General features: G+C 73.3%; 18 protein-coding genes. 7 read left to right on the top strand and 11 right to left on the bottom strand.

Going from position 1 to position 22,504, the window contains the following annotated elements:
• Positions 1 to 12: 12 nt before the first annotated feature.
• From ACQPWW_RS32820 to ACQPWW_RS32790, 7 genes are all read right to left on the bottom strand, one after another.
• A complete protein-coding gene (locus ACQPWW_RS32820; protein ID WP_433127677.1) occupies positions 13 to 1,614 on the bottom strand; it encodes an acyl-CoA carboxylase subunit beta in 1,602 nt (533 codons plus the stop codon).
• Positions 1,611 to 2,807 (bottom strand): acyl-CoA dehydrogenase family protein, encoded by a 1,197-nt coding sequence (locus ACQPWW_RS32815; protein WP_433127676.1) that lies wholly within the window; start codon positions 2,805 to 2,807, stop codon positions 1,611 to 1,613. The genes ACQPWW_RS32820 and ACQPWW_RS32815 overlap by 4 nt, the downstream gene beginning before the upstream one ends.
• Before the next feature lie 28 nt (positions 2,808 to 2,835).
• Positions 2,836 to 4,500 carry an acyclic terpene utilization AtuA family protein gene (locus ACQPWW_RS32810; protein ID WP_433127675.1) on the bottom strand — a complete coding sequence of 555 codons (1,665 nt, stop codon included), beginning with the start codon at positions 4,498 to 4,500 and terminating at the stop codon, positions 2,836 to 2,838.
• Positions 4,497 to 5,294, bottom strand: coding sequence for a TIGR03084 family metal-binding protein (locus tag ACQPWW_RS32805; protein ID WP_433127674.1), 798 nt, complete (start codon positions 5,292 to 5,294; stop codon positions 4,497 to 4,499). Before ACQPWW_RS32805 ends, ACQPWW_RS32810 begins: the two co-directional genes overlap by 4 nt.
• A gap of 38 nt (positions 5,295 to 5,332) precedes the next feature.
• The gene (locus tag ACQPWW_RS32800; protein ID WP_433127673.1) at positions 5,333 to 5,938 is read right to left on the bottom strand and encodes a TetR/AcrR family transcriptional regulator; all 606 of its coding nucleotides are present in this window, start codon (positions 5,936 to 5,938) and stop codon (positions 5,333 to 5,335) included.
• 1,004 nt (positions 5,939 to 6,942) lie between these two features.
• The gene (locus tag ACQPWW_RS32795; protein ID WP_433127672.1) at positions 6,943 to 7,686 is read right to left on the bottom strand and encodes a metallophosphoesterase family protein; all 744 of its coding nucleotides are present in this window, start codon (positions 7,684 to 7,686) and stop codon (positions 6,943 to 6,945) included.
• 113 nt (positions 7,687 to 7,799) lie between these two features.
• A complete protein-coding gene (locus ACQPWW_RS32790) occupies positions 7,800 to 8,477 on the bottom strand; it encodes a Crp/Fnr family transcriptional regulator (protein ID WP_110563686.1) in 678 nt (225 codons plus the stop codon).
• Positions 8,478 to 8,620: 143 nt separating this feature from the next.
• On the opposite strand from ACQPWW_RS32790, the gene ACQPWW_RS32785 reads away from it, so the two are divergent.
• The 6 genes from ACQPWW_RS32785 (at position 8,621) to ACQPWW_RS32760 (ending at position 13,988) form a co-directional block, all read left to right on the top strand.
• The gene (locus ACQPWW_RS32785; RefSeq protein WP_433127671.1) at positions 8,621 to 9,283 is read left to right on the top strand and encodes an adenosylcobinamide amidohydrolase; all 663 of its coding nucleotides are present in this window, start codon (positions 8,621 to 8,623) and stop codon (positions 9,281 to 9,283) included.
• Between the two features lie 56 nt (positions 9,284 to 9,339).
• A complete protein-coding gene (locus ACQPWW_RS32780) occupies positions 9,340 to 10,518 on the top strand; it encodes a CapA family protein (RefSeq protein WP_433127670.1) in 1,179 nt (392 codons plus the stop codon).
• 40 nt (positions 10,519 to 10,558) lie between these two features.
• Entirely contained in the window at positions 10,559 to 11,347 is a 789-nt protein-coding gene (gene nth, locus ACQPWW_RS32775) for an endonuclease III (RefSeq protein WP_433127669.1), read from the top strand.
• Complete coding sequence (locus tag ACQPWW_RS32770; protein WP_433127668.1) at positions 11,344 to 12,057, top strand: redoxin family protein; 714 nt, start codon at positions 11,344 to 11,346, stop codon at positions 12,055 to 12,057. The genes nth and ACQPWW_RS32770 overlap by 4 nt, the downstream gene beginning before the upstream one ends.
• Positions 12,054 to 12,746: an NUDIX hydrolase gene (locus ACQPWW_RS32765; RefSeq protein ID WP_433127667.1), complete on the top strand. Its 693-nt coding sequence runs from the start codon at positions 12,054 to 12,056 to the stop codon at positions 12,744 to 12,746. Before ACQPWW_RS32770 ends, ACQPWW_RS32765 begins: the two co-directional genes overlap by 4 nt.
• A 63-nt stretch (positions 12,747 to 12,809) precedes the next feature.
• The gene (locus ACQPWW_RS32760) at positions 12,810 to 13,988 is read left to right on the top strand and encodes a MarP family serine protease (RefSeq protein ID WP_433127666.1); all 1,179 of its coding nucleotides are present in this window, start codon (positions 12,810 to 12,812) and stop codon (positions 13,986 to 13,988) included.
• 13 nt (positions 13,989 to 14,001) lie between these two features.
• On the opposite strand, the gene ACQPWW_RS32755 is transcribed toward ACQPWW_RS32760, so the two are convergent.
• From ACQPWW_RS32755 to eccCa, 4 genes are all read right to left on the bottom strand, one after another.
• Positions 14,002 to 14,706 (bottom strand): phosphatase PAP2 family protein, encoded by a 705-nt coding sequence (locus ACQPWW_RS32755; protein WP_433127665.1) that lies wholly within the window; start codon positions 14,704 to 14,706, stop codon positions 14,002 to 14,004.
• 37 nt (positions 14,707 to 14,743) lie between these two features.
• A complete protein-coding gene (locus ACQPWW_RS32750; RefSeq protein ID WP_433127664.1) occupies positions 14,744 to 15,535 on the bottom strand; it encodes a phosphatase PAP2 family protein in 792 nt (263 codons plus the stop codon).
• Between the two features lie 53 nt (positions 15,536 to 15,588).
• The gene (gene mycP, locus ACQPWW_RS32745; RefSeq protein ID WP_433127663.1) at positions 15,589 to 16,926 is read right to left on the bottom strand and encodes a type VII secretion-associated serine protease mycosin; all 1,338 of its coding nucleotides are present in this window, start codon (positions 16,924 to 16,926) and stop codon (positions 15,589 to 15,591) included.
• A 74-nt stretch (positions 16,927 to 17,000) separates the two neighbouring features.
• Positions 17,001 to 20,981 carry a type VII secretion protein EccCa gene (eccCa, locus tag ACQPWW_RS32740; RefSeq protein ID WP_433127662.1) on the bottom strand — a complete coding sequence of 1,327 codons (3,981 nt, stop codon included), beginning with the start codon at positions 20,979 to 20,981 and terminating at the stop codon, positions 17,001 to 17,003.
• 101 nt (positions 20,982 to 21,082) lie between these two features.
• On the opposite strand from eccCa, the gene eccD reads away from it, so the two are divergent.
• Entirely contained in the window at positions 21,083 to 22,486 is a 1,404-nt protein-coding gene (eccD, locus tag ACQPWW_RS32735; RefSeq protein ID WP_433127661.1) for a type VII secretion integral membrane protein EccD, read from the top strand.
• Positions 22,487 to 22,504 lie beyond the last annotated feature (18 nt).

The following is a 22,504-nucleotide window of genomic DNA, read 5'->3' as shown; positions in this document are numbered from 1 at the left end:
TGGTCTCGCCCCCTACATCCGGAAGACGCCGAAACCGTCGGCGCCCTTCACCGGTCCGTTGTGGATCGCCGAGAGGCAGAGCCCGAGGACGGTACGCGTGTCCCGAGGGTCGATCACCCCGTCGTCGTAGAGCCGGCCGGAGAGGAAGAGCGCGCCCGACTGCGACTCGATCTGCTGCTCGACCATCATCCGCATCGCGGTGTCGGACTCCTCGTCGTAGTCGCGTCCCCGGGCGGCGGCGGCCTGCCGGGCCACGATGGACAGCACCCCGGCGAGCTGTGCCGGGCCCATCACCGCCGACTTCGCGTTCGGCCAGGTGAACAGGAACCTCGGCTCGTACGCCCGACCACACATGCCGTAGTTGCCGGCGCCGTACGAGGCGCCCAGGTTCACCGTCAGGTGCGGCACCGTCGAGTTGGACACCGCATTGATCATCAGCGCGCCGTGCTTGATGATGCCGCGCTGCTCGTACTCCGTGCCGACCATGTAGCCGGTGGTGTTCTGAAGGAAGATCAGCGGGGTGTCGGAGGCGTTCGCGAGCTGGATGAACTGGGCCGCCTTCTGCGCCTCGGCGCTGAACAGCACACCCCGGGCGTTGGCCAGCACACCCACCGGGTACCCGTGCAGCTCGCCCCAGCCGGTGACCAGCGCGTCCCCGTACGCCGGCTTGAACTCGTCGAAGTCGCTGCCGTCCAGGATCCGGGCCAGCACCTCGCGAGGATCGAACGGCACCTTCAGGTTGGCGCTCGTGATGCCGAGCAGCTCCTCCGGGTCGTACTTCGGCGGCTGCGGCACCGCCGTCCGCGGCGCCGGGCCGTGCTTGCGCCAGTTCAGCCGGCGGACGCACTGCCGGGCCAGCCGGATGCCGTCCCGCTCGTCGGCCGCCAGGTAGTCGGCGAGCCCGGACGTGCCCGCGTGCATCGCCGCGCCGCCCAGCGACTCGTCGTCGGTCACCTCGCCGGTCGCCATCTTCACGAGCGGCGGCCCGGCCAGGTAGACCTGCGACCGGTCCCGAATCATGATCACGTGGTCGGACATCCCCGGCACGTACGCGCCACCGGCCGTGGCGTTGCCGAAGACCACGCTGACCGTGGGGATGCCCGCCGCCGAGAGCCGGGTCAGGTCGCGGAACACCCGGCCGCCCGGGATGAAGATCTCCGCCTGGGTGGGCAGGTCCGCCCCGGCCGACTCGACCAGGTTGACCATCGGCAGCCGGTTGGCCAGGGCGATCTCACCGGCCCGCCGGGTCTTGGCGAGGGACCACGGGTTGACCGCGCCGCCGCGTACGGTCGGGTCGTTGGCGACGATCAGGCACTCCACGCCCTCGACCACCCCGATACCGGTGACCACGCTGGCCCCGACCGGGAAGTCGGTGCCGTACGCGGCGACCGGGGACAGCTCCAGGAACGGACTGTCCGCGTCCACAAGCAGCTCGATCCGCTCCCGGGGGAGCAGTTTGCCGCGCCTGTGGTGCCGGGACACGTACTTCTCGCCGCCGCCCGCCCGCGCCTGGTCCAGCGCGGCGTCCAACTCGGCCAGCCGCTCCAGCAGTGCCGCCCGGTTCGCCAGGTACGCGGGCGCGGACGGGTCGACAGCGCTGTCCAGGGTGCTCACAGGCCCATGCCCTTCGCGATGATCTCGTTCATGATCTCGGTGGTGCCGCCGCCGATGCCGAGGATCCGGGCATCGCGGTAGTGCCGCTCCACCTCGGCGTCGCGCAGGTAGCCGAAGCCGCCGTGCAGTTGCAGCGCCTGGTCGACGACCTGGTCGCAGGCGGCCACCGCCACGTTCTTCGCCATCGCCACCTCGGTCACCACCGGCTCGCCGGCGGCCACCCGGGCGGCCACCTCGTGCACGTACACCCGGGCCGCCTCGGCGCGGGTGTGCATCTCGGCCAACCGGTGCCGGATCAGCTGCCGGCTGGCCAGCGGACGCCCGAAGGTCTCCCGGTCCCGGCACCAGCGCGTCGCCAGCTCGACGCAGCGCTGCGCTGTCGCGTACGCCTGGGTCGCCAACGAGAGTCGCTCGGCGGCGAAGTGCTGCATGATCGCCAGGAAACCGGTGTTCTCCGCGCCGATCCGGTTGGCGACCGGCACCCGCACGTCGACGAAGGACAGCTCGGCGGTATCCGAACAGTGCCAGCCCAGCTTCTCCAACCGGCGCCCCACCGTGAACCCGGGCGAGCCCTTGTCGATCACCAGCAGGGTGAGTTCGCCGCTGCCGGGAAAGTCGGCACACACCGCAGTGGTGACGAAGTCGGCCCGGTGCCCGCTGGTGATGTACGTCTTCGAGCCGTTCACCACGTAGTGGTCACCGTCCCGGCGGGCGGTCGTGCGGATGCCGGCCACGTCCGAACCACTGTCCGGCTCGGTGATGGCCAGCGCGCCGATCATCGTGCCGGCCAGGGTGGGCCGGACGTACCGCTCGATCAGGCTGTCCTCGCCGGGGGACGCGCCGCCGCCGAGGCGGCCGCCCAACGAGCCACCGGTGCGGGCGCCGGCCGCCGCCACCATGTGCGGCACCGCGATGCCGTGCGTGAACAGCGCGGCCACCAGGCCGGACGAGCCGCCGGAGCGGATCAGCTCCTCGGTCACGATGATCGAGTCGAGCAGGTCGCCGCCGCTGCCGCCGACCGACTCCGGAAAGCCGATGCCGAGCAGGCCGAGCTTCGCGGCGCTCGCGTGCAGCGCCCGGGGCACCTCGCCGGCCCGCTCCCAGTCGTCCAGGTGCGGCAGCACCTCCCGGGTCACGAAGGCCCGGGTCAGTTCGCGCAGTTGCCGCCGCTCCGGCGTGTCCACGATGCTCACGGCAGCACCCCCGACCATGACCGCGCGGTCACGGCGTCACCTCGGCGGGCAGGTCGACGATTCGGGCACGTAGCAGCTCACCGAGCGCCTTGGCCTGCGGGTCGAAGCGGGTGGACGCGGCCACCCCGGCCCCGAGCAGGCCCTCGATCACGAAGTTGACAGCGCGCAGGTTCGGCAGCTCGTAGCGCCGCACCGACAGCGGCGCGGTCTCCGGCAACAGCTCGGCCAGCCGCTCGACGGTCAACCAGGCGCGCAGCCACGCGTACCCGGTTTCGGTCCGGGCCCAGACACCGAGGTTGGCATCCCCGCCCTTGTCCCCTGAGCGTGCGCCGACCAACTCGCCGAGCGCCCCGCGCCGCGTCGGGCCGTCGACCGTCGCGCCGCCGCCGGGGACCGTCTCGTCCACGGGGACCGGGGCGGTGCGGATCGGCGGGGCGATCGGCACCCGCTCACCACCGGGCAGCACCGCGACGTGCGCCACCGCGTCCTGCGGCACCGTGTCGGCGGTGAAGACGCCGTACGGTGTCGCGTCGCCCGGCAGGGTGGTCAGTGTGCAGCCCGGGTACGAGGCCAGTGCCAGCTCCACCGCGGCGGCCGAGAAGGCCCGCCCGGCTCGCGCCCGGTCGCCGTCGCGCAGGTGTACGTGCAGCAGGGCGCTGGCGGCCTCGGTGTCGTCGGCGTCGGCGTGGTCGGTCCGGGCCAGCGTGAACTCCAGCCCGTCCTTCCCCACCGCCTCCTCGATCTGCCCCCGGACCAGCGTGGCCTTCGCCTCGATGTCGAGTCCGCAGAGCACGAAGGTCATCGAGTTACGGAAGCCACCGAGGTTGTTGACGCCCACCTTGAGGGTGGGCGGCGGCGGCGTACCCCGGACCCCGGAGACCCGGACCCGGTCCGGCCCGTCCTGGCGCACCGTCACGGTGTCCAGTCGGGTCACCACGTCCGGCCCCAGGTACGCCGGCCCGCCGATCTCGTAGAGCAGCTGTGCGGTGACCGTCTCCACGGTGACCGCGCCACCGGTGCCCGCGTGCTTGGTGAGAACCGTCGAGCCGTCGCCGTGCACCTCGGCGATCGGGAACCCGGGCCGGTGACCGCCGTCGGGCAGCTCGGTGAAGAAGCTGAAGTTGCCGCCGGTGACCTGTGCGCCGCACTCGACGAGGTGCCCCGCGACGGTCGCCCCGGCCAGCTCGTCGAGGTCGTCCCGGCCCCAGCCGTACCGCGCGATGGCCGGGCCGACGACCAGCGACGCGTCGGTGACCCGGCCGGTGACCACCACGTCCGCTCCGCCGTCGAGGCAGGCCGCGATGCCGAACGCGCCGAGGTAGGCGTTCGCGCTCAACGCGTCCGGTCGCCGGATGGTGTCGCCCTCGACGTACCCCACCTGGGCCGGCAGGCCCAGCCGGGCGGCGAGTGCGCCGATGGCGGCGGCCAGGCCGGCCGGGTTCAACCCGCCGGCGTTTGTCACGATCCGCACCCCCCGCTCCAGGGCGGTGCCGAGGCACGTCTCCAGTTGACGCAGGAACGTCTTCGCATAGCCCAGGTCGGCGTCGCGCAGCCGGTCGCGGGCGAGGATCAGCATGGTCAGCTCGGCCAGGTAGTCACCGGTCAACACGTCCAGCTCGCCACCGTCGAGCATCTCCTGCCAGGCGGTGAACCGGTCACCGTAGAAGCCGGAGGCGTTGCCGATCCGAATCATGCCGGCGTTCCGTTCGCGCCGGCCGGCTGCCGACCGTCACCGGGCGGCCCGGCGAACGCCTGCGCCACGTCGAGCCACTCGTCGGCGACCGGCCCGGTGGCCACCAGGGCGAGGTCCGCGCGGTGTCGCCGCTGGGTGACCAGCAGGCAGAAGTCCAGGGCGGGCCCGCTCAACCGGTCGGCGGCGTCCGCCGGACCCCAGGTCCAGATGTCGCCGCCGGGCCCGACCAGCTCGACCCGGACCGGCGTCGTCGGGATGTCCCGGCCGTGGGCGGCGAACCCGTGCCCGAGGGTACGCACACCGAGGTGCGCGACGTGCCGGAGCCGGTCGCTGGCGGGACGGACGACGCCGAGCGCGTCGGCCACGTCCTCACCGTGCGCCCAGGTCTCCATGATCCGGGCGGTCGCCATCGAGGTGGCCGACATCCGGGTGCCGAACCAGGGCAGTTTCTCGCCGGCCGGGACGGCGGCCAGCGCGTCGGCGAGCGCCGTCCGGCCAGCCCGCCAGCGGGCGAGCAGCTCCGCCGGCGGGGCGAGGAACTCCTCGGCGCCGACGTCGGCCATCCGGGTCGGGTCCGGCGCGGCGGTCACCGCCGCGAAGAAGTCCTCGGCATCGGTGGCCGCCAGCAGCGACACGTGGTCGGTCCAGGCGAGGTGGGCGATCTGGTGCCCGATGCTCCAGCCGGGCGCGAGGGTCGGTCGGGCCCAGTCGGCCGCCGGTAACGGTGCCACCAGGCGGTCCAGTTGGGCGGACTCGGCGGCCAGATCCGCGAGCAGGTCGGTGTGGTCGACCATGGGTGCCTCCGGTCGGTCGTGGCCGGCGCGGCCAGCGGTCAGGGGGTGAGCAGGGTGGCGAGTTGGCGCTTCCAGGTGGTCAGCAGGGCAGCACGGCGGGCCGAGTCGTCGCTGAGCAGGTTGGCCACCCCGAGCCCGCGCAGCAGGTCGAGGGTGGCCTGGACCGCCTCGCGGACGCCGGGCCGACGCTCGTCGACGCCCAGCAGAACGACGGTGAGGCGGTGCATCTCCCGGCCCACAGTCGCCTCCAGCGGCACCAGGGCGTCGCGGAGCTCCCGGTCGGTGCGGGCGGCGACCCAGAGTTCGAGAGCGGCCACGAACAGCGGCCCGGTGAACGCCACGCCGAGCAGGTCGACCACCCGGTCCAGCCGCTGCGGCCCGGCCGGCAACGCCTCGGCCTCGGTGCGTAACTCGACGGCCCGCCGCTCGGCGAGATGGGCCACGGCGGCCGTGACCAACGCCGCCTTCGTCGGGTAGTGGTGCAGCTGGGCGCCGCGTGAGACACCGGCCCGCGCCGCGACGACGGTGGTCGTGGTGCCCGACCAGCCGTGCTCGATCAGGCAGTCGACGGTCGCCTCCAGCAGACGGGCCTGGGTGGCGCGGCTGCGCTCCTGCTGAGGGACGCGCGTCGATGCGGTGGACACGGGAACAGCCTGCGGCCTCCGAAACAAACAGTCAAGACTGACTTTTTCAAGGCATGGTGCTGGTCCTGGGCCGTCAGTGACGGACCGCAGCGGGACGGGATTTACCGGCACTGGTGCCAAGCAGTCCCTGTAGAGCTGCCCCGCCAGTGGGGCAGGCAGCCCGGGACCGGACTGTCCGGCCGACGCACGTGGCAACGCCCGGACGTCGGACCGAGGTAACGGGACCTGCGTTGCTGGACGGCAACAGCGGGGGTCGGACCCCCGTCGGCTCCGACCCCCGTCCGCTGCGCCCCCGTCGGCTCCGACCCCCGTCCGTTGCGCCCCCGTCGGCTGCGCCCCCCGTCGGCTGCGCCCCCGTCGGCTGCGCCCCCCGTCCGTTGCGCCCCCGTCGGCTCCGACCCCCGTCCGTTGCGCCCCCGTCGGCTCCGCCCCCCGTCCGTTGCGCCCCCGTCGGCTCCGACCCCCGTCCGTTGCGCCCCCGTCGGCTCCGCCCCCCGTCGGCTGCGCCCCCCGTCCGCTGCGCCCCCGTCGGCTCCGACCGCCGTCGGTTCCGCCGGATCCGTCAAGGGGCCGGCAACGCGGTGTCGGTGGCGCAGGCGTCGACGAACGCCGACATCACCGGGGCCCGCACTGGGTGGCTGGATGCAGGCCCAGCCGCAGGTGACACGAACCGCCCTGGTCCGGCTACCGTCAGATCCCCCAACGGCGCGACGCCGTCGCCGTGTCATCCACCGTCGCGGCCGAAGCGCGTCCGACGTGACAGCGACCGCCCCAGATCTGGGGCAGCTCGACAGGCAGCAGACAGGACCCTTCCCCGAGCCCGACCGCGCGCTCCGGGGGCCGCCCCGCAGCCTCGCCGAACCGAACCGAACCGAACCGAGCCGAACCGAACCGAACCGAACCGAGCGGGCTGGGTTGGGCTCGGTGGCGAGGACCGGTCGATACCTGCCGGCTCAGCGACCGCCGCCGGAGGCCGAAGACGGCCAGCGTCGATACCTGCCGGCTCAGCGGCCGTCGCGGGGGCCGAAGACGGCCAACGCGGCGGCGTCGCTGTGCTCGGAGCGCAGGTACTCGTCGGCCCAGGCGGCGGCGTCGGGAAAGGTCGACTCCGCCGACACCCGGGCACACGCCGCGTCCACGTCGAAGGCCGTGCGGCGCAGTTGGACGCCCGGCCCGAGCAGCGCCCACCACGCGCCCACACCCCCGTACGGCATGCCGATGCTGCCCGGATTGATCACCAGGCGTCGGTCGACCAGCCGGCTGAAGGGCATGTGGGTGTGCCCGCAGACCACCGTCGAGATCTCGGCCGGCAGGCCGGCGAACACCTCCGACCAGCGCTCCATCCGGGAGTCGACGAGCACGACCTCCTCGTCGTCGCGCGGGGTGGCGTGACAGAACAGCGTCGGCCCGAGGCCGTCGATCTCGAACGTCGCCGTCGCCGGCAGCGCCGCGAGACGGGCCACCTGGTCGTCCCGGAGCTGCCCGGCAGCCCAGTTCGACACCTCGATCGAGGCGGGCTTCCCGGCCCGCGCCTCGACCAGCTCCCGGTCGGCGTTGCCGCCGACCCAGCACACCCGATCCCCCAGGCCGGCGAGCACGTCCAGCACCTCGACCGGTTGCGGGCCGGCCGCGATGTCGCCGGTCAGCACGATCAGGTCAGCGGTGGAGACGTCCGGTTCGGCCAGCACGGCCTCCAGCGCGGGCAGTACGCCATGGATGTCGGACAGCACAGCAACGCGGTTCAGCATGGCCCCCACCCTCACCGCTGGCGCCACGCCGGGTCCAGGAAATCTGCGCCCGGCAGACACGAACGTCCCCGCCTACCGTCGGTGACGGAAGGCGGGGACGCGGTGCCGTGCGGTCAGACGCGGGCGCGACGAGCCAGGCGCTCCGGGTCCAGGATGATGATGCTCTTGCCGTCCAGCCGCAGCCAACCGCGCGAGGCGAAGTCGGCCAGCGCCTTGTTCACCGTCTCCCGGGAGGCGCCGACGAGCTGGGCGATCTCCTCCTGGGTGAGGTCGTGGGTCACCCGCAGGACGCCACCGTCGCGGGTGCCGAACCGGCCAGCCATCTGGAGCAGGTTCTTCGCGACCCGGCCCGGCACGTCCGTGAAGATCAGGTCGGCGAGCGAGTCGTTCGTCCGCCGCAGTCGTCGGGCGAGCACCCGAAGCAGCTGCTCGGCGATCTCCGGGCGGTTGGCCAGCCAGGGCCGCAGCGCCTGCTTGCGCAGTCGTACGAGCCGGGTGTCCGTTACCGCGGTGGCGGTCGCCGTACGCGGACCAGGGTCGAAGAGCGACAGCTCACCGACCATGTCCGAAGGCCCCATCACCGCGATCAGGTTCTGCCGGCCGTCCGCCGCGCGGCGACCAACCTTGATCTTCCCGGACAGCAGGATATAGAGACTGTCACCGGGCTCGCCCTCATTGAAGACGATCTCGCCCTTGCGGACCTCGATCGTCTCCATCTCCTTGGCAAGCGCCTCGGCAGCTTCCGGGTCGACACCCTGGAAGATCCCGCTGCGGGCCAGTACCTCATCCATCGCGCACCTCCGGTTGCGCGTGCCGTCCGTCGGCCGGGGCCGCCGTCCGCTGATCCCCTCGCGCGCCGCCAAGTCTAGGCGCACGTGAGCTTGAATCAGAGGTCGGCCCTGGAATCTTGATCGTTGGGCGTAACCTGCCCGACGTGCTGAGCGAGCCAACTCTGACCAGTCGACCCGAGGACGGGTGGGATATCCCGCTGCTCGTCTGGCACGCCGACGGCCCTCTGCGAGCAGTGAGCAGCGGCCCACTGGGCGGTGGAATCGGCGTCCGGCGGTGGGTGCTGAACGCGACAGTACCGATGTCGTACGACCGGGACGACCCGGCCGCCCACCTGGCCACGCTCGCCGCCGACCTCGCCCTCGACGGCCCCGGCGTCGGTCTGCTGACCGGCGTCCACGTGGCCGAGGTGGTGGCGCGGACCGACACCGGGGTGCGGGCCTGGGCGACGGTCGGACTCGGCACGCCGCTACCCGCGGCCGCGCCGGCCCCGGCCGGGCTCGTCCAGCGGGTCGGCACCGTCAACATCGTGGTGTACGTGCCGGCCCGACTCGCCGACTCGGCACTTGTCAACGCGGTGGCCACGGCGACCGAGGCGAAGACCCAGGCGATCACCGAACTGGGGTTGCCGGGCACCGGCACCCCGACCGACGCGGTCACCGTGCTCTGCCCGGTCGACGGACCGGAGGCCGCGTACGGGGGGCCGCGCTCCACCTGGGGCGCCCCGCTCGCCCGAGCGGTGCACGCCGCGGTGCTCGCCGGGGGTGCTCGGGCAGTCGTGCCCTGGTCAGAGCAGCTTCCCGGCTGAACTTCCAACCGATCGGCTGTCGTCGGCGCGTTTACGGCCCGGTAGGGTCGCGAGCGATGTATTCTCCGGCCCCTCTCGCGTCCCGCCCGCGTCGCCGCGTCGCCCTCGGCCTCGCCGCGCTGCTGGCCACCCTGCTCGTCGCCGGCTGCGGCGACCCCGCCGGCGAGGCCCCCGTCTGGCAGCCCGGCGCAGGCGGCGGCGGCACCGGCGCGCCGGTGACCACTGCCGGCCCGGAGGCCAACGGGCCGGCCGCCTCCGGTGCGGGCGGCGCGATCTCGCTCTCCGCCACCGGCGACATCATCATGGGCAACGCGCCGAGCCGGCTGCCCGCCGCCGGCGGCAAGGGGTTCTTCACCTCGGTCACCGAGGCACTCAAGGCCGACCTGGTGATGGGCAATCTGGAAGAGCCGCTGACCGTGGACACCGGCACCGGCAAGTGCGGCGCCAACTCCACCCGCTGTTTCCAGTTCCGCGCCCCACCGGAGTACGCCGCACACCTGCGCGACGCCGGCTTCGACGTGCTCAACCAGGCCAACAACCACGGTTACGACTACGGGCCGAAAGGCTACGAGAACACCCAGCAGGCGCTGGAGAAGTACGACCTGAAGCACACCGGCGCACCGGACGAGATCACCGTGGTCGACGTCAAGGGCGTCAAGGTCGCGGTGGCCGGCTTCTCGTCGTACGTGTGGTCCAACAGCCTTGTCGACATCGCCAAGGCGAAGACGGTTGTCGCCAAGGCCGCCACCATGGCCGACCTGGTCGTGGTGCAGGTGCACATGGGTGCCGAGGGGGCCGCGCAGACCCGGGTCAAGCCGGGCACCGAGATGTTCCTGGGCGAGAACCGGGGCGACCCGGTCAAGTTCTCGCACGCCATGATCGACGCGGGTGCCGACCTGATCGTCGGGCACGGGCCGCACGTGCTGCGCGGCGTGGAGTTCTACAAGGGCCGGCTGATCGCGTACAGCCTGGGCAACTTCGCCGGCGGAGGCAACTCGCTCAACAACGACGGCCGCCTCGGCTGGGGCGGGGTGCTGAAGGTGTCGCTGAAGCCGGACGGCAGCTGGGCCGGTGGCTCGTTCACCTCGACGTACATGAACGACGCCGGTAAGCCGACGATGGACCCGAACGGCCGGGGCCTGGGCCTGATCGGCGACCTGAGCCGGAGCGACTTCCCCCAGAGCGGCGCCCGGTTCGACGGGCAGGGCAAGATCTCCCCACCGGCGGGCGGCTGACCCGACAGGAACGTCCGGGGCGCGACGTAGGCTGACCGTCGTGACAAGTAGTCCCCCCGGCGCCAGCGAGACCGATCTCGGGCGCACACGCCGTGCCCGCAAGATCGGCCGGGTGCTGGCCGAGACGCATCCCGACGCGCACTGCGAGCTTGACCACTCCAGCGCCCTGGAGTTGTCCGTCGCCACGATCCTCTCCGCGCAGTGCACGGACAAGAAGGTCAACGAGGTCACCCCGAAGCTCTTCGCCCGCTACCCGAACGCCGCCGCGTACGCCGGGGCCGACCGTGGCGAGATGGAGGAGCTGATCCGGCCGACCGGCTTCTACCGCAACAAGACCGACTCGTTGATCAAGCTCGGCCAGGCGCTTCTCGACCGGTACGACGGCAGCGTCCCCGGCCGGCTCGCCGACCTGGTGACGCTGCCTGGGATCGGCCGTAAGACCGCCAACGTGATCCTCGGCAACGCCTTCGACGTCCCCGGCATCACCGTCGACACGCACTTCCAGCGGCTGGTCCACCGCTGGCAGCTGACCAGCGAGACCGACCCGGTCAAGATCGAGCACGCGATCGGCGCGCTCTACCCGAAGCGCGACTGGACCATGCTGTCGCACCGGATCATCTTCCACGGGCGTCGGGTCTGCCACGCCCGCAAGCCCGCCTGCGGAGCGTGCACGCTGGCGAAGCTCTGCCCCTCGTACGGCACCGGCCCGACCGAGCCGACCGCCGCCGCGAAGCTGCTCAAGGGCCCTCGGGCGCGCGACCTCGCGGTGGCCGCCGGCGTCGATCCGGAGCTGGTGCCCGCGCAGGCGGTCGCCGCGGAGGTGCCGTGAACCGCCGCCTCGCACTGGTGATCCTGCCGCTGCTGCTGATCCCTGCCGGCTGCACCGGCGGCGCGGCCGACGACGACCCGGCCCCCCGTCCGGCCGCGGCGGAGCGACCATCCCCGTTCCGGGACTGCGCCACGCTGGGCACACCGCCCACTGCCGCGTCGCCCGGCGCGACGACTCCCGGGTCGCCCGGCGCGACCGCTCCCAGGTCGCCCGCCGCGACGGCCCCCGGGTCGCCCGGCGCGACCGCTCCCAGGTCGCCCGCCGCGACGGCCCCGGCCGCTGGCGGTCCGGCGCTGCCGGAGTTGACGCTTGCCTGCTTCACCGGCGGCGCGCCCGTCGCCCTCCGGGACGTGGCCGGGCCGGTGGTGATCAACGTGTGGGCCTCCTGGTGCCCGCCGTGTCAGAAGGAGCTGCCCGCCTTCCAACGCCTCAGCGAGCGGACCGCTGGTCAGCTCCAGGTGCTCGGCGTCAACAGCCGGGACAGCCGCAGTGCGGCCCAGTCCATCGGTGAGGACTTCGGCATCCGGTTCCCGATCCTTGTCGACCAGGGTGAGGCCCTGCAACGCGAGCTGAAGCGCAACTTCTTCCCCATGACCATCTTCGTCGACGCCGACGGTCGGGTCCGGCACATCGACGCCAGCGGCGCGCTCGACGATGCCCAACTCGCCGAGCTGGTCCGCAAGCACCTCGGCCTGACGGTGCCCGCGTGACCCGTCCACCACCCGAATGGATCGAGCCGCTGCTGACCCGGCTCGGCACCGCCCGCGCCGAGGACTTCACACGGCTCACCACTCCGGCCGAGGGCGGCCGGGAGAGCGCCGTGCTGGTGCTGCTCGGCGAGCAGCCCGGCGCCGGCCCCGACGTGCTGGTCCTGCAACGTGCCGCCACCCTGCGTACCCACGCCGGCCAGCCGGCCTTTCCCGGAGGTGCGGCCGACCCGGAGGACGCCGACGTCCGGGCCACCGCGCTGCGCGAGGCGAACGAGGAGGTAGGCCTCGACCCGACAAGCGTGACAGTGCTGGCCGAGCTGCCGAAACTGTGGATTCCGGTCAGTGACTTCGTTGTCACACCGGTGCTGGCCTGGTGGCACGACCCGCACCCGGTGCACCCCCGGGAGCCGGCCGAAGTGGCGCACGTGGCCCGCCTGCCGGTGAGCGAGCTTGTCGACCCGGCCAACCGGCTGCGGGTGCGCCACCCGAGCGGCTGGATCGGCCCGGCGTTCTCGGCACGGGGGATGCTCGTCTGGGGCTTCACCGCGGGGGTGCTTGCCACCCTCCTGGAGATGGGCGGCTGGGCCCGTCCGTGGCCGCGCGAGCGGGTGGTGGAGCTGCCGCCGAGCGGCGCGACCCCGGCCCCGTCGGCGGGCACCGACGACGCCGACGAGAGTGCCCTGCGCTGACCGCGCGTTCACTTTCCGCAAGCGGTGGTCATCCGGCGGGCACACTGCCCGTACGCTTGACCCGTGTCCGTCGTGGATCTGCTGCTGCTCCTGCTCATGCTCCTGTTCGCGATCAGCGGATACCGCCAGGGCTTCGCCATCGGCATCCTGTCGCTCGCCGGGTTCTTCCTGGGCCTGCTGCTGGGCCTCCAGGTCGGGCCGCTGTTCGCCAGGCAGTTCGTGGATCCCGTCGCCCGGGTGCTGATCTCGCTGGTGGCGATCTTCGGGCTGGCAGTGATCGGGCAGGCGCTCGCCGGCTGGCTCGGCTCACGCCTGCGTAAGACGATCACCAGTGAGGTGGGCAAGCGGGCCGACGACATCGGCGGAGCCGTCGTCTCACTGCTCGCGGTGCTCCTGTTCGCCTGGCTGATCGCCGTGCCGTTCGGCTCGTCCGCGGTGCCCTGGATCGCCGCCGCGGTGCGCAACAGCGCGCTGATCACGGTGGTGAACCGGGTCCTGCCGAACCAGGCCCACGATCTCACCACGGCGTTGCAGGACACGCTCGACACCGACGGGTTCCCGGACGTCTTCGGCGACCTCGCGCCCACGCGGGCCCGGCAGGTCGAGCCGCCCGACCCGGCCCTGGCCGGCTCGCAGGTGGTGGTCAACGGTCAACGGTCGGTCGTCAAGGTGCTCGGCTCCGCGCCCAGCTGCTCACGCCGTATCGAGGGCTCCGGCTTCGTGTACGCCGACGACCGGGTGATGACAAACGCGCACGTCGTCGCCGGGACGCGTTCGGTCGCCGTGGAGCTGGGCGGCGATCGGTACGACGGCAAGGTGGTGGTCTACGACCCGGACCGGGATTTGGCCGTCCTGCTCGTACCCGGGTTGCCCGGCCCGTCCCTGCGGTTCGCCGCCGGCAACGCGGGCAGCGGTTCCGACGCCGTCGTGCTCGGCTTCCCGCTCGACGGCCCCTACAACGCGCAGTCGGCGCGGATCCGTGACGTCGACCGGATCAAGGGACCGGACATCTACTCCGACGGTGACGTCACCCGGGAGATCTACACGATCCGGGCGCTGGTCCGCAGCGGCAACTCCGGCGGTCCGCTGCTCTCCGCCAACGGCCTGGTGCTCGGCGTGATCTTCGCGGCGGCGGCCGACGACCCGAACACCGGCTTCGCGGTGACCGCGGCCGAAGCCCGCCCGGTGGCGCTTGCCGGTGCCGAACGTAACAGGCAGGTCGGCACCGGCGAGTGCACCTGAACGCCGCGCGGGCTCAGCTGGGGGCCGGCGCGGCTCGGCGCGCGCTCGGCAGCTTCGCCCGCCCCCACCGCAGCCCGCGGTCCAGCACCGCCCGGGCCATGATCACGACGCAGGTGCCGCCGTTCAGGAAGGACGCCACCACGTCGCTCGGGTGGTGCATCCCCCGGTACATCCGGGTCAACGCCACCCCCAGCGGCACCATCAACAGCAGCGTCCACCAGGCGACCTTCGCTCCGGTGCTGCGTGCCCGCAGTGCCATCAGCACGGCGATGCCGACGTAGAGCGCCACCGCCGCCGAGGTGTGCCCGGACGGGAAGCTCGACGTGGGCGGCGAGACATCCATGTGCTCCACCGCCGGCCGCTGCCTGTCGATCGCCATCGTGGTCAGCAGGAACACCAGCGCCTGGGCGGTCACCGCCGCGCACAGGAACAGCGGTTCCCGCCAGCGCTTCAGCCAGAGCCGCAGCGCCAACGCCACAAGCACGGTGACCACGACGATCATCTGGGTGCTGGCCAGCGTGCTGAACACCAGCGAGACGCTGTTCCAGCCGCCGGTGCGGTCGCCGGCGAGTTCCCGGTTGACCGCGTCCTCGACGGTGAACGGCCAGGTCCGCGCGAAGACCCGGGTGACAAGCACCCCGAGCAGCAGCATGACGCCGAGTAGGAGGGACACCGGCAGCAGCACCCGCCGGATGATCTGGACCACGGTGTCGGACATGGCTGGGCCAGTACCCGGTGCGGCTGGTCGGCACGCCTCAGGCCGCTCCGGGCTGCCGCTCAACCTCGGGAGCGACGCCGTCGCGGGCCGGCTGGACCGGCGGAAGGCCGGTGTGCGCACGCCAACTGGTGAACGCGGCGGTGGTCGCCGCGACCACCGCCACCCCGAGCAGCCAGCCGCCCAGCACGTCGCTTGTGAAGTGCACGCCGAGCGCCACCCGGCTCAACCCGGTCACCACGGCGAGCAGCAGCGCGGCGACCCAGAGCGCGACCCGTGCCACTCCCCGGCCGACGTAGGGCAGAAACACCAGTAGCAGCACCCCGGCGGTCAGTGTGGCGTTCAGCGCGTGACCGGAGGGGAACGAGTAGCCGGCGGCCCGCGCCACCGGGTCCAGCAACTCCGGCCGGTCCCGGCCGACGAGCAGCTTCAGCAGCGGGCCGAACAGTCCACCCACCACCATGGTGGTGGTCACCCAGAGGGCCAGCCGGCGGGCGCCCCGGCGCAGCAGCCAGATCACCACGAGCAGGGTGACGACCCGCAGCGGCATCGGCGCGAACACCTCGCTCCAGATCCGCATCAGCACCACCCAGGCCGGGTGGTGAACGGCGTAGCCGTGCAGCGCCTCGGTGACCGCCGTGTCCAGCCGGTGCAGTGGCGCCCAGGCCCCGAGCACCAGCAGCGCGAGCAGCGCGAAAGGCACAAGCACCAGGAACGCCGCAGTCGCGGCCAGGGTCAGCCGCAGCCCCAGTGAGTGGTCGGGGTCGAGTCGGCGGTGCCGCCAGGTCGGGTGCCGGGCGGTGTCACGGGTACGTGGGCCGGGCGCGCTCATGCGAACGGTTCTACCCCACCGTCCGGCCGGTCAGGCCTGCCGGTGGCCCTCGATCATCGGGGCCGCTGGCGGAGTCGGCGTACCAGCAGGGTGGCGCCGCCGGTCAGGGTGACGAGAAGCATGAAGCCGGTCCACAGCTGTTCCGGCGCGGAAGTGTCCTGGCCACCTGCCGCCCGGGCCGTCCACCGGCTCTGCTGGTGGGGAGCGGCGAGACCGAGCGGATCGCTGCCGGCGCCGGCCACCGAGTCGTCCGCCGAGCCGGGCGCCGGGCCGAAGCCGGTCACCCCCGGCGACGTCTGATCGTCGAGCGGGTTGGTGGTCACCTGTGGCACCTCTGCGGTCAACGCGGCCACCGGGTCCACCATCCCGTACCCGAAGCGGTCGTCGCGCCCGGTCGGACCGATGTCCCGGGCGGTGACCAGCAGGCGGTTGACCACCTCACCGGCGGACATCTGTGGATAACGGGACCGGACCAGCGCGGCGGTGGCCGCCACCAGTGGCGAGGCGAAGCTGGTGCCCTGCACCCGCCAGTACCCGTTCGGGGATTTGGCGCCGACCAGCCCGGTGGCGGGGGCGCTGAGCACCGTCGCCCGGCCGGTGATCGACCCGGACCACAGGTTCTCGCTGTTGCGCTCCAGACCGGCGACCGCGATCACCCCCGGTTCACGGGCCGGGTACCACACCTTGGCGCTGCTGGAGGTGGCCAGATTGCCGGTGCAGGCGACCACGACCACGTCCCGGACGAACGCGTAGTCCAGGGCCGCCGCCAGGGCGGGGCTGTCGCCGCTGCCGCCCAACGACAGGTTGATCACGCGGGCGCCGTGGTCGACCGCCCAACGGACCCCCTGGGCCACGATCAGCGCGTCGTCGTACCGGTTGTCCTCGTCGAGCACCCGGACCGGCAGGATCCGCGCGTCCGGCGCGAGGCCGACCACGCCCCGATTGTCGTCCTTGCGCCCGGCGATCAGGCCGGCGACCGTCGTGCCGTGCCCCACCGGATCCGGGCCCGCGCCCCCGCCGGAGCCGACCAGGTCCTGACCGGGCAGCACCTGGCCGACCAGGTCCGGATGACTGCCGTCCACTCCGGAGTCCACCACCGCGACGGTCACGCCCCGGCCGGTCGAACTGCGCCAGGCGGTCTCGGCCTGCAACTCGTCGAGCTGCCACTGCTCGTCACGAACCTGATCGGTGCGAGCGACGGTGTCGCCGGGGGCGAACATCGTCGGTCCGCCGGCCAGCTGCCCGCCCGGGCTGGGCGCGGCGACGGGCACTGCCGCCGCGGTCGGCGCGACGACGGCGAGCGCCGCGGCCACACCGAGCAGCGCCCGGACGGTCGCCCGTCGGGCCGCCGACGGACCGCTGTGCCGCACCCCTGTCACATCCCCAGCCATTCATCGCGACGGAACCATGACGATCGGAGATTACCGGTTTCCCCACCCGTCACGGGAAGAACCGGCGAGTCAGGTCATTGTGGCGGCAGTTGTGCGAGCTGAACGAGGCGTACGCCCTCCCGCCGGGTGACCAACCGACCACGCCCCGGCGGCAGCGGTCCCGGCCGGACCGGCCCGACGAGCGCACCCTCCTCCGGGCTGCCCGCCATCACCAGACCGGCAGTGGACAGCTCCCGCAGGCGCTGCACGATCGGCTCGTACTGGGCCCGGCCCGCGCCACCGGACCGGCGCGCCAGCACCAGGTGCAACCCGACGTCCCGGGCGTGCGGGAGGTGCTCCTCCAGCGCCCGCAGCGGGTTTGCCGGCCCGGCCGCCACCAGGTCGTAGTCGTCGACAAGCACGAACAACTCCGGCCCGGACCACCAGGACCGGTCCCGCAGTTGTTGCGGGGTGACCTCCGGCCCGGGGGCCCGCCGCTCCAGGTAACCGGCGGCCGACTCGACGAGCTCGGCGGTGTGCGCGGCGGCGGTGCCGTACCCGATCAGGTGCGGCGTCTCGATGGCGCCGAGCAGGCTGCGCCGGTAGTCGACAAGGATCACCCGGGCCTGCTCGGGGGTGAACCGGGTGACGATCGACATGGCCAGCGCGCGCAGGAAGGACGACTTGCCACACTCCGAGTCCCCGAAGACCACGAAGTGTGGCTCGGCGGCGAAGTCGAGCAGCACCGGGCGCAGGTCCGCCTCCGCGATCCCGATCGGCAGCCGCAGCCCGGTCGCCGCAGCCAGGTCCAGATCGGCGTACGGCAGCACCGGCGGGAGCAGCCGCACCCGGGGCGCGGGCGGGCCACCCCAACTGCCGACGACCCGTTTGACCAGGTCGGCGGTGTCCCCGTTGCTGGCGAGTTGGGGCAACCCGGTGAGGAAGTGCAGCCCCTCCGCTGTCACGCCCCGCCCGGCGCGCTCCGGCACGTTGGCGGCGGCCCGCCGGGCCACCAGCGAATCCGACGGGTCACCGAGGCGCAGCTCCAGCCGGGAGCCGAACAGGTCCCGGATCGCCGGCCGGAAGTCCAGCCAGCGCAGCGCGGTGGCGACCACGTGCAGCCCGTACGACAGGCCCCGGGTGGCCAGGTCGGTGACCAGCGGTTCCAGGTCGTCGTACTCGCCCCGGACCGTGCTCCAACCGTCGATCACCAGGAACACGTCACCGAACGGGTCGGCGCCCGGCTGACCGCTCGGGCCCGCCGCGGTCCGCCGCTGCCGGTACGCGGCCATCGACTCCACGCCCAGCTCGGCGAAGCGGCGTTCCCGGTCGGCGAGCAGGGTGCTCATCTCGCCGACGGTGCGCCGGACGGCGGTCGGGTCGGCCCGACCGGCCACACCGCCCACGTGCGGGAGGTCGCGCAGCGCGGCCAGCCCGCCGCCACCGAAGTCGAGACAGTAGACCTGCACCTCGACCGGGGTGTGGGTGAGCGCCAACGCGCAGATCAGCGTGCGCAGCGCTGTGGACTTGCCGCTCTGCGGCGCACCGACCACCGCGACGTGCCCGGCGGCCCCGTCCAGCGCCAGCCAGAGCAGGTCGCGGCGCTGCTCCAACGGCTTGTCCACGAGGGCCAGTGGCACTCCGAGAGCGCCGTGCAGCTCCGGGTTGCCCACTGCGAGTCCGCGCCTCGGGTCCACCTCGACCGGGCCGAGCAGCTCGTCCAGGGCCGGTGGCGGACCGAGCGGCGGGAGCCAGACCTGGTGCGCCGGCGGGCCCTGCCCGACGAGCCGGTCCACAAGCAGGTCGAGCAGTGTCTCCCGGCCCTCCTCCTCCGCCGCGACGGGCACGACCGGGGTCGCCGGCTCGGGCACCGGCACGACGTGCGTGGTGAAGGTGAGCAGCCGGGCGCCCCCCTCGGCGGGGGCGCCGCCCGACGCCGCCCGACGCCGGACCGCGCCGGAGACGTACGCGGCCTTGAACCGGGCCAGGGGATCGGTGCCGGCGCGCAGGTAGCCGTGACCCGGCGAGCGGGGCAACTCGTGGGCGTCGGCCACCCCGAGCACGGTGCGGGATTCCAGCGCCGAGAAGGTACGCAACCCGATCCGGTACGAGAGATGCGTGTCCAGCCCGCGGAGCCGCCCCTCCTCGAGTCGCTGGCTGGCGAGCAGCAGATGCACCCCGAGCGACCGACCCAGCCGGCCGATCTGCACGAACAGGTCGATGAAGTCGGGCTTGGCGGAGAGCAGCTCGGAGAACTCGTCGCAGATCAGCAGCAGCGACGGCAGCGGGGCCAGGGGGCTGCCGGCCGCCCGGGCCCGCTCGTAGTCGCGCACGCTGGCGAAGTTGCCGGCGCGACGCAGCAGCTCCTGGCGGCGGATGAGCTCCCCGTTTATCGCATCGACCATCCGGTCGACGAGGGGCAACGCGTCGGCCAGGTTCGTGATCACCGCGGCGGTGTGCGGCAGCCTGTCGAACGAGGCGAAGGTGGCGCCGCCCTTGAAGTCGACGAGCACGAAGTTGAGCTGCTCGGAGCTGTGCGTTGCGGCGAGCCCCAGCACCAGCGTGCGGAGCAGCTCGGACTTGCCGGAGCCGGTCGCTCCGATGAGCAGGCCGTGCGGGCCCATCCCGTCCTGGGCGGACTCCTTTAGGTCCAGCTCGATGGCACCGCCGTCCACGCCGACCCCGATCGGCACCCGCAGCCGGTCGCGCGCCGAGCGCGGCAACCAGCCCTGCTCGGCCGTGAAGCTCTCCGGGTCGCCGAGCCCGAGCAGCTCGGGAAGGCCCAGGTCGGCCTGGAGCGGGGCGTCCGGTCCGCGGGCCGTGCCGGCCAGCCGCAGCGGCGCCAACCGTCGGGCGACCGCCTCGGCGTCGGCGAGGTCGAGCTGGTCGGCGGTGCCCACCTCGGCGTGCCCGTCGGACGACCACGAGTGCAGCCGTCGGCCGTGCAACTCCAGCAGCAGCGCGTACCGGTCGAGCAGCCGGGGCGGCGGGGTGTCCAGGTCCACAACGGTGACCGCGTCGATGCCGCCGTCACCGGTCAGGTCACTGGCGCCGGTCAGGTCGCCGCCGTCGAGGACCACCACCACGTGCGGGCCGTCGGTGGCCGGGCCGGCCGGGCTGAACCGCGACCGGCTGGCCAGCACGTCGGCGAGCAGCCGTTCCAGGTCGGCGGCGGAGCTGGTGACCAGCCGTACCGGGCCGAGCGCGTCGGTGCGGCTGGGATGGTGGGCGTGCGGGAGCCACTTCACCCACTCCCAGCAGGTCCTGCGTTCGGGCCCGGCGCAGACCGCGACGAGCAGTTCGTCGGGGGCGTGGAAGACCGCGAGTTGGGTCAGCACCGCCCGGACCAGCGCCTGCGCCGCCGGGTCGCCGGTGGATGGACCACCTGTGGTCGGGGCGCCGGCCCCGGTCCGGCGGGCGGGCCGGACGTGCACCCGGGCGAAGCTGCGCAGCGACAGTGCCACCGGCAGGTCCGGCACCACGGAGTACGCGTCCAGAAAGCGGCGCAGCGCGCCCGCTGTCATCGGCTCCAGCTCCTCCAACGGCCGGGTGACCGGTGGGACGAGCGGGGTGGCCAGGGTCTGTGGACCGACGGCGACCCGCACCACAGCGAAGTCCGGGTCGGCGGGGCGTCGTTCCCAGACCCGGTGACTGTCCACCGTCGACCAGAGCCCGCCCGGGTCCGGGTGCCGGTAGTAGAGCCCGGCCCGCTGCTGTCCCGCGGTCCGGCGGACCCGCCGCCGCAGCGTGGCCAGGTGGCGCAGGTACTCCCTGCGGGCGGCCATCATCTCGGACTTCTTCGGGGTGCCCGAGGCGCTGCCCCAGGAGGTCACAAGCATCGCCAGGGAGGAGAGCCCGAACATCCCACCCACCACGTACGAGTAGGCGCCACCGCCCCGGCCGAACATCATCGCCATCGCCACGGTGCCACCGAGCATGGGCAGCAGCATGAGCATCTGCTGCCACCGCCCGCCGGCCACCACCGGGATCTCCGGCGGTGCCTCGACCGGCAGTTCACCGGCGGGGATCTCCGGCGCCGGTCGACGCGGCGGGCGCTTGATGACGACTGTCGACACTCGGCCTCCTGACAGCGCTCGGTAACCCGAGCCGGACTCATCGTAGGTAAAGTCCTGTCGTCCGCGCAGCCTCCGATCCCCCTCGATATGGAGACCAGTCGATGACTACCGGTCTGGCCCGCGTCACGATCAGCGCGCCGCAACGACGGGTGGACGTCGCCCTGCCCGAGCAGGTGCCCCTGGCCGAGCTGCTGCCCGACGTGCTCCGACACGCCGGCGTCGGGCTGGCCGACGACGGTGAGCAGCACGGCGGCTGGGTTCTGCGTCGCACCGACGGCGCGCTGCTGACGACCGCTCAGGCGCTGCTGCCACAGGGGGTCCGCGACGGCGAGGTGCTGCACCTCGTGCCGGCCCGCGCGCACTGGCCCGAGCTGGAGTACGACGACGTGGTCGAGGCGATCGCCGACGGCGCCCGCCGCCGTGGCGGCGCCTGGTCGCCGACCGCCACCCGGGCCGCCGGTCTGGCCGGTGCGGCGGTGCCGCTCACAGTCGGGCTGCTCGCCCTGCTCGTCGGCGGCCCGACGTACCGGGCTGGCTGGCTGGCGGCCGCCGTGGTGGCGCTGCTGCTCACCGTTGCCGGTGCGGTGGCCTCCCGCGCCAACGGTGACGGCACCGCCGGGGCGACACTCGGTGGCTACGCGCTGCCGTACGCGTTCACGGCCGGCGCCCTCGCGGTCGGCTCCGGCGACCCGGTCGGGCCGTTCGGGCCGGTCCGCTGGGTGGGCGCACCCGAGCTGCTGGCCGGCTCGGTGTCGCTGTCGCTGGTGGCGCTGCTCGGCCTGCTGGGGGTGGCCAGCCGCCTGCGGGTCTTCGTGGCCGGTGTCACGGTCGGCCTGATCGGCGTCGGTGCGGCGCTCGGTGGGCTGCTGCTGACCCCGGCCGGCACGGCGGCGGTGCTGCTCAGCGCACTGGTCTTCGCCGTCGGCGTGATCCCGCTGCTGGCCATCCGGCTGGGCAAGCTGCCCCTGCCGCCGATCACCCTGCCGACCTCGGCCCCCACCGAAGGGCCGGAGCGGGTCCGGGATCTGCCGGACCGGAGCCGGGTACACGCCGCGGTGACCCGCACCGAGGAGGTGCTCACCGGGATGTTGATCGGGCACGCCCTGCTGGCGGTGGCCGCTGCTGTCGTCCTCGGGGTTGCCGGCGCGACGGCCGGTCGGGTGCTGCTGGCGGTCACCTCGGCGGTGCTGCTGCTGCGGTCGCGGCTGTTCGTGGCGTTGCGGCACCGGGTCCCGACGGTGCTGGCCGGGCTGGCCGGCTACGCCGTGCTGGGCGTGGTGCTTGTCGGCCGGGCCGACGACGTCGGGCGGTTGGCGCTGGTCCTGGGCGGTGCGGCGCTGGCCCTGGTGGCCGCCGCCAGCGGCACCGGATACGCCAGCCGGCCGGTCTCGCCCTACCTGGGGAGGGTCGCCGACCTCACCGACACGGCCCTGGCGGTCGCCGTGGTGCCGATCGCCTGCGCGGTGCTCGACCTGTACGACCGGGCCCGAGGGCTGCTCGGTTGAGCGACCCCCGGGCCCGGT

The sequence above is a fragment of the Micromonospora sp. CA-240977 genome, from assembly GCF_050942285.1.
Taxonomy (GTDB): Bacteria; Actinomycetota; Actinomycetes; order Mycobacteriales; family Micromonosporaceae; genus Micromonospora.
This window is presented reverse-complemented; position numbering and strand designations above follow the sequence as displayed.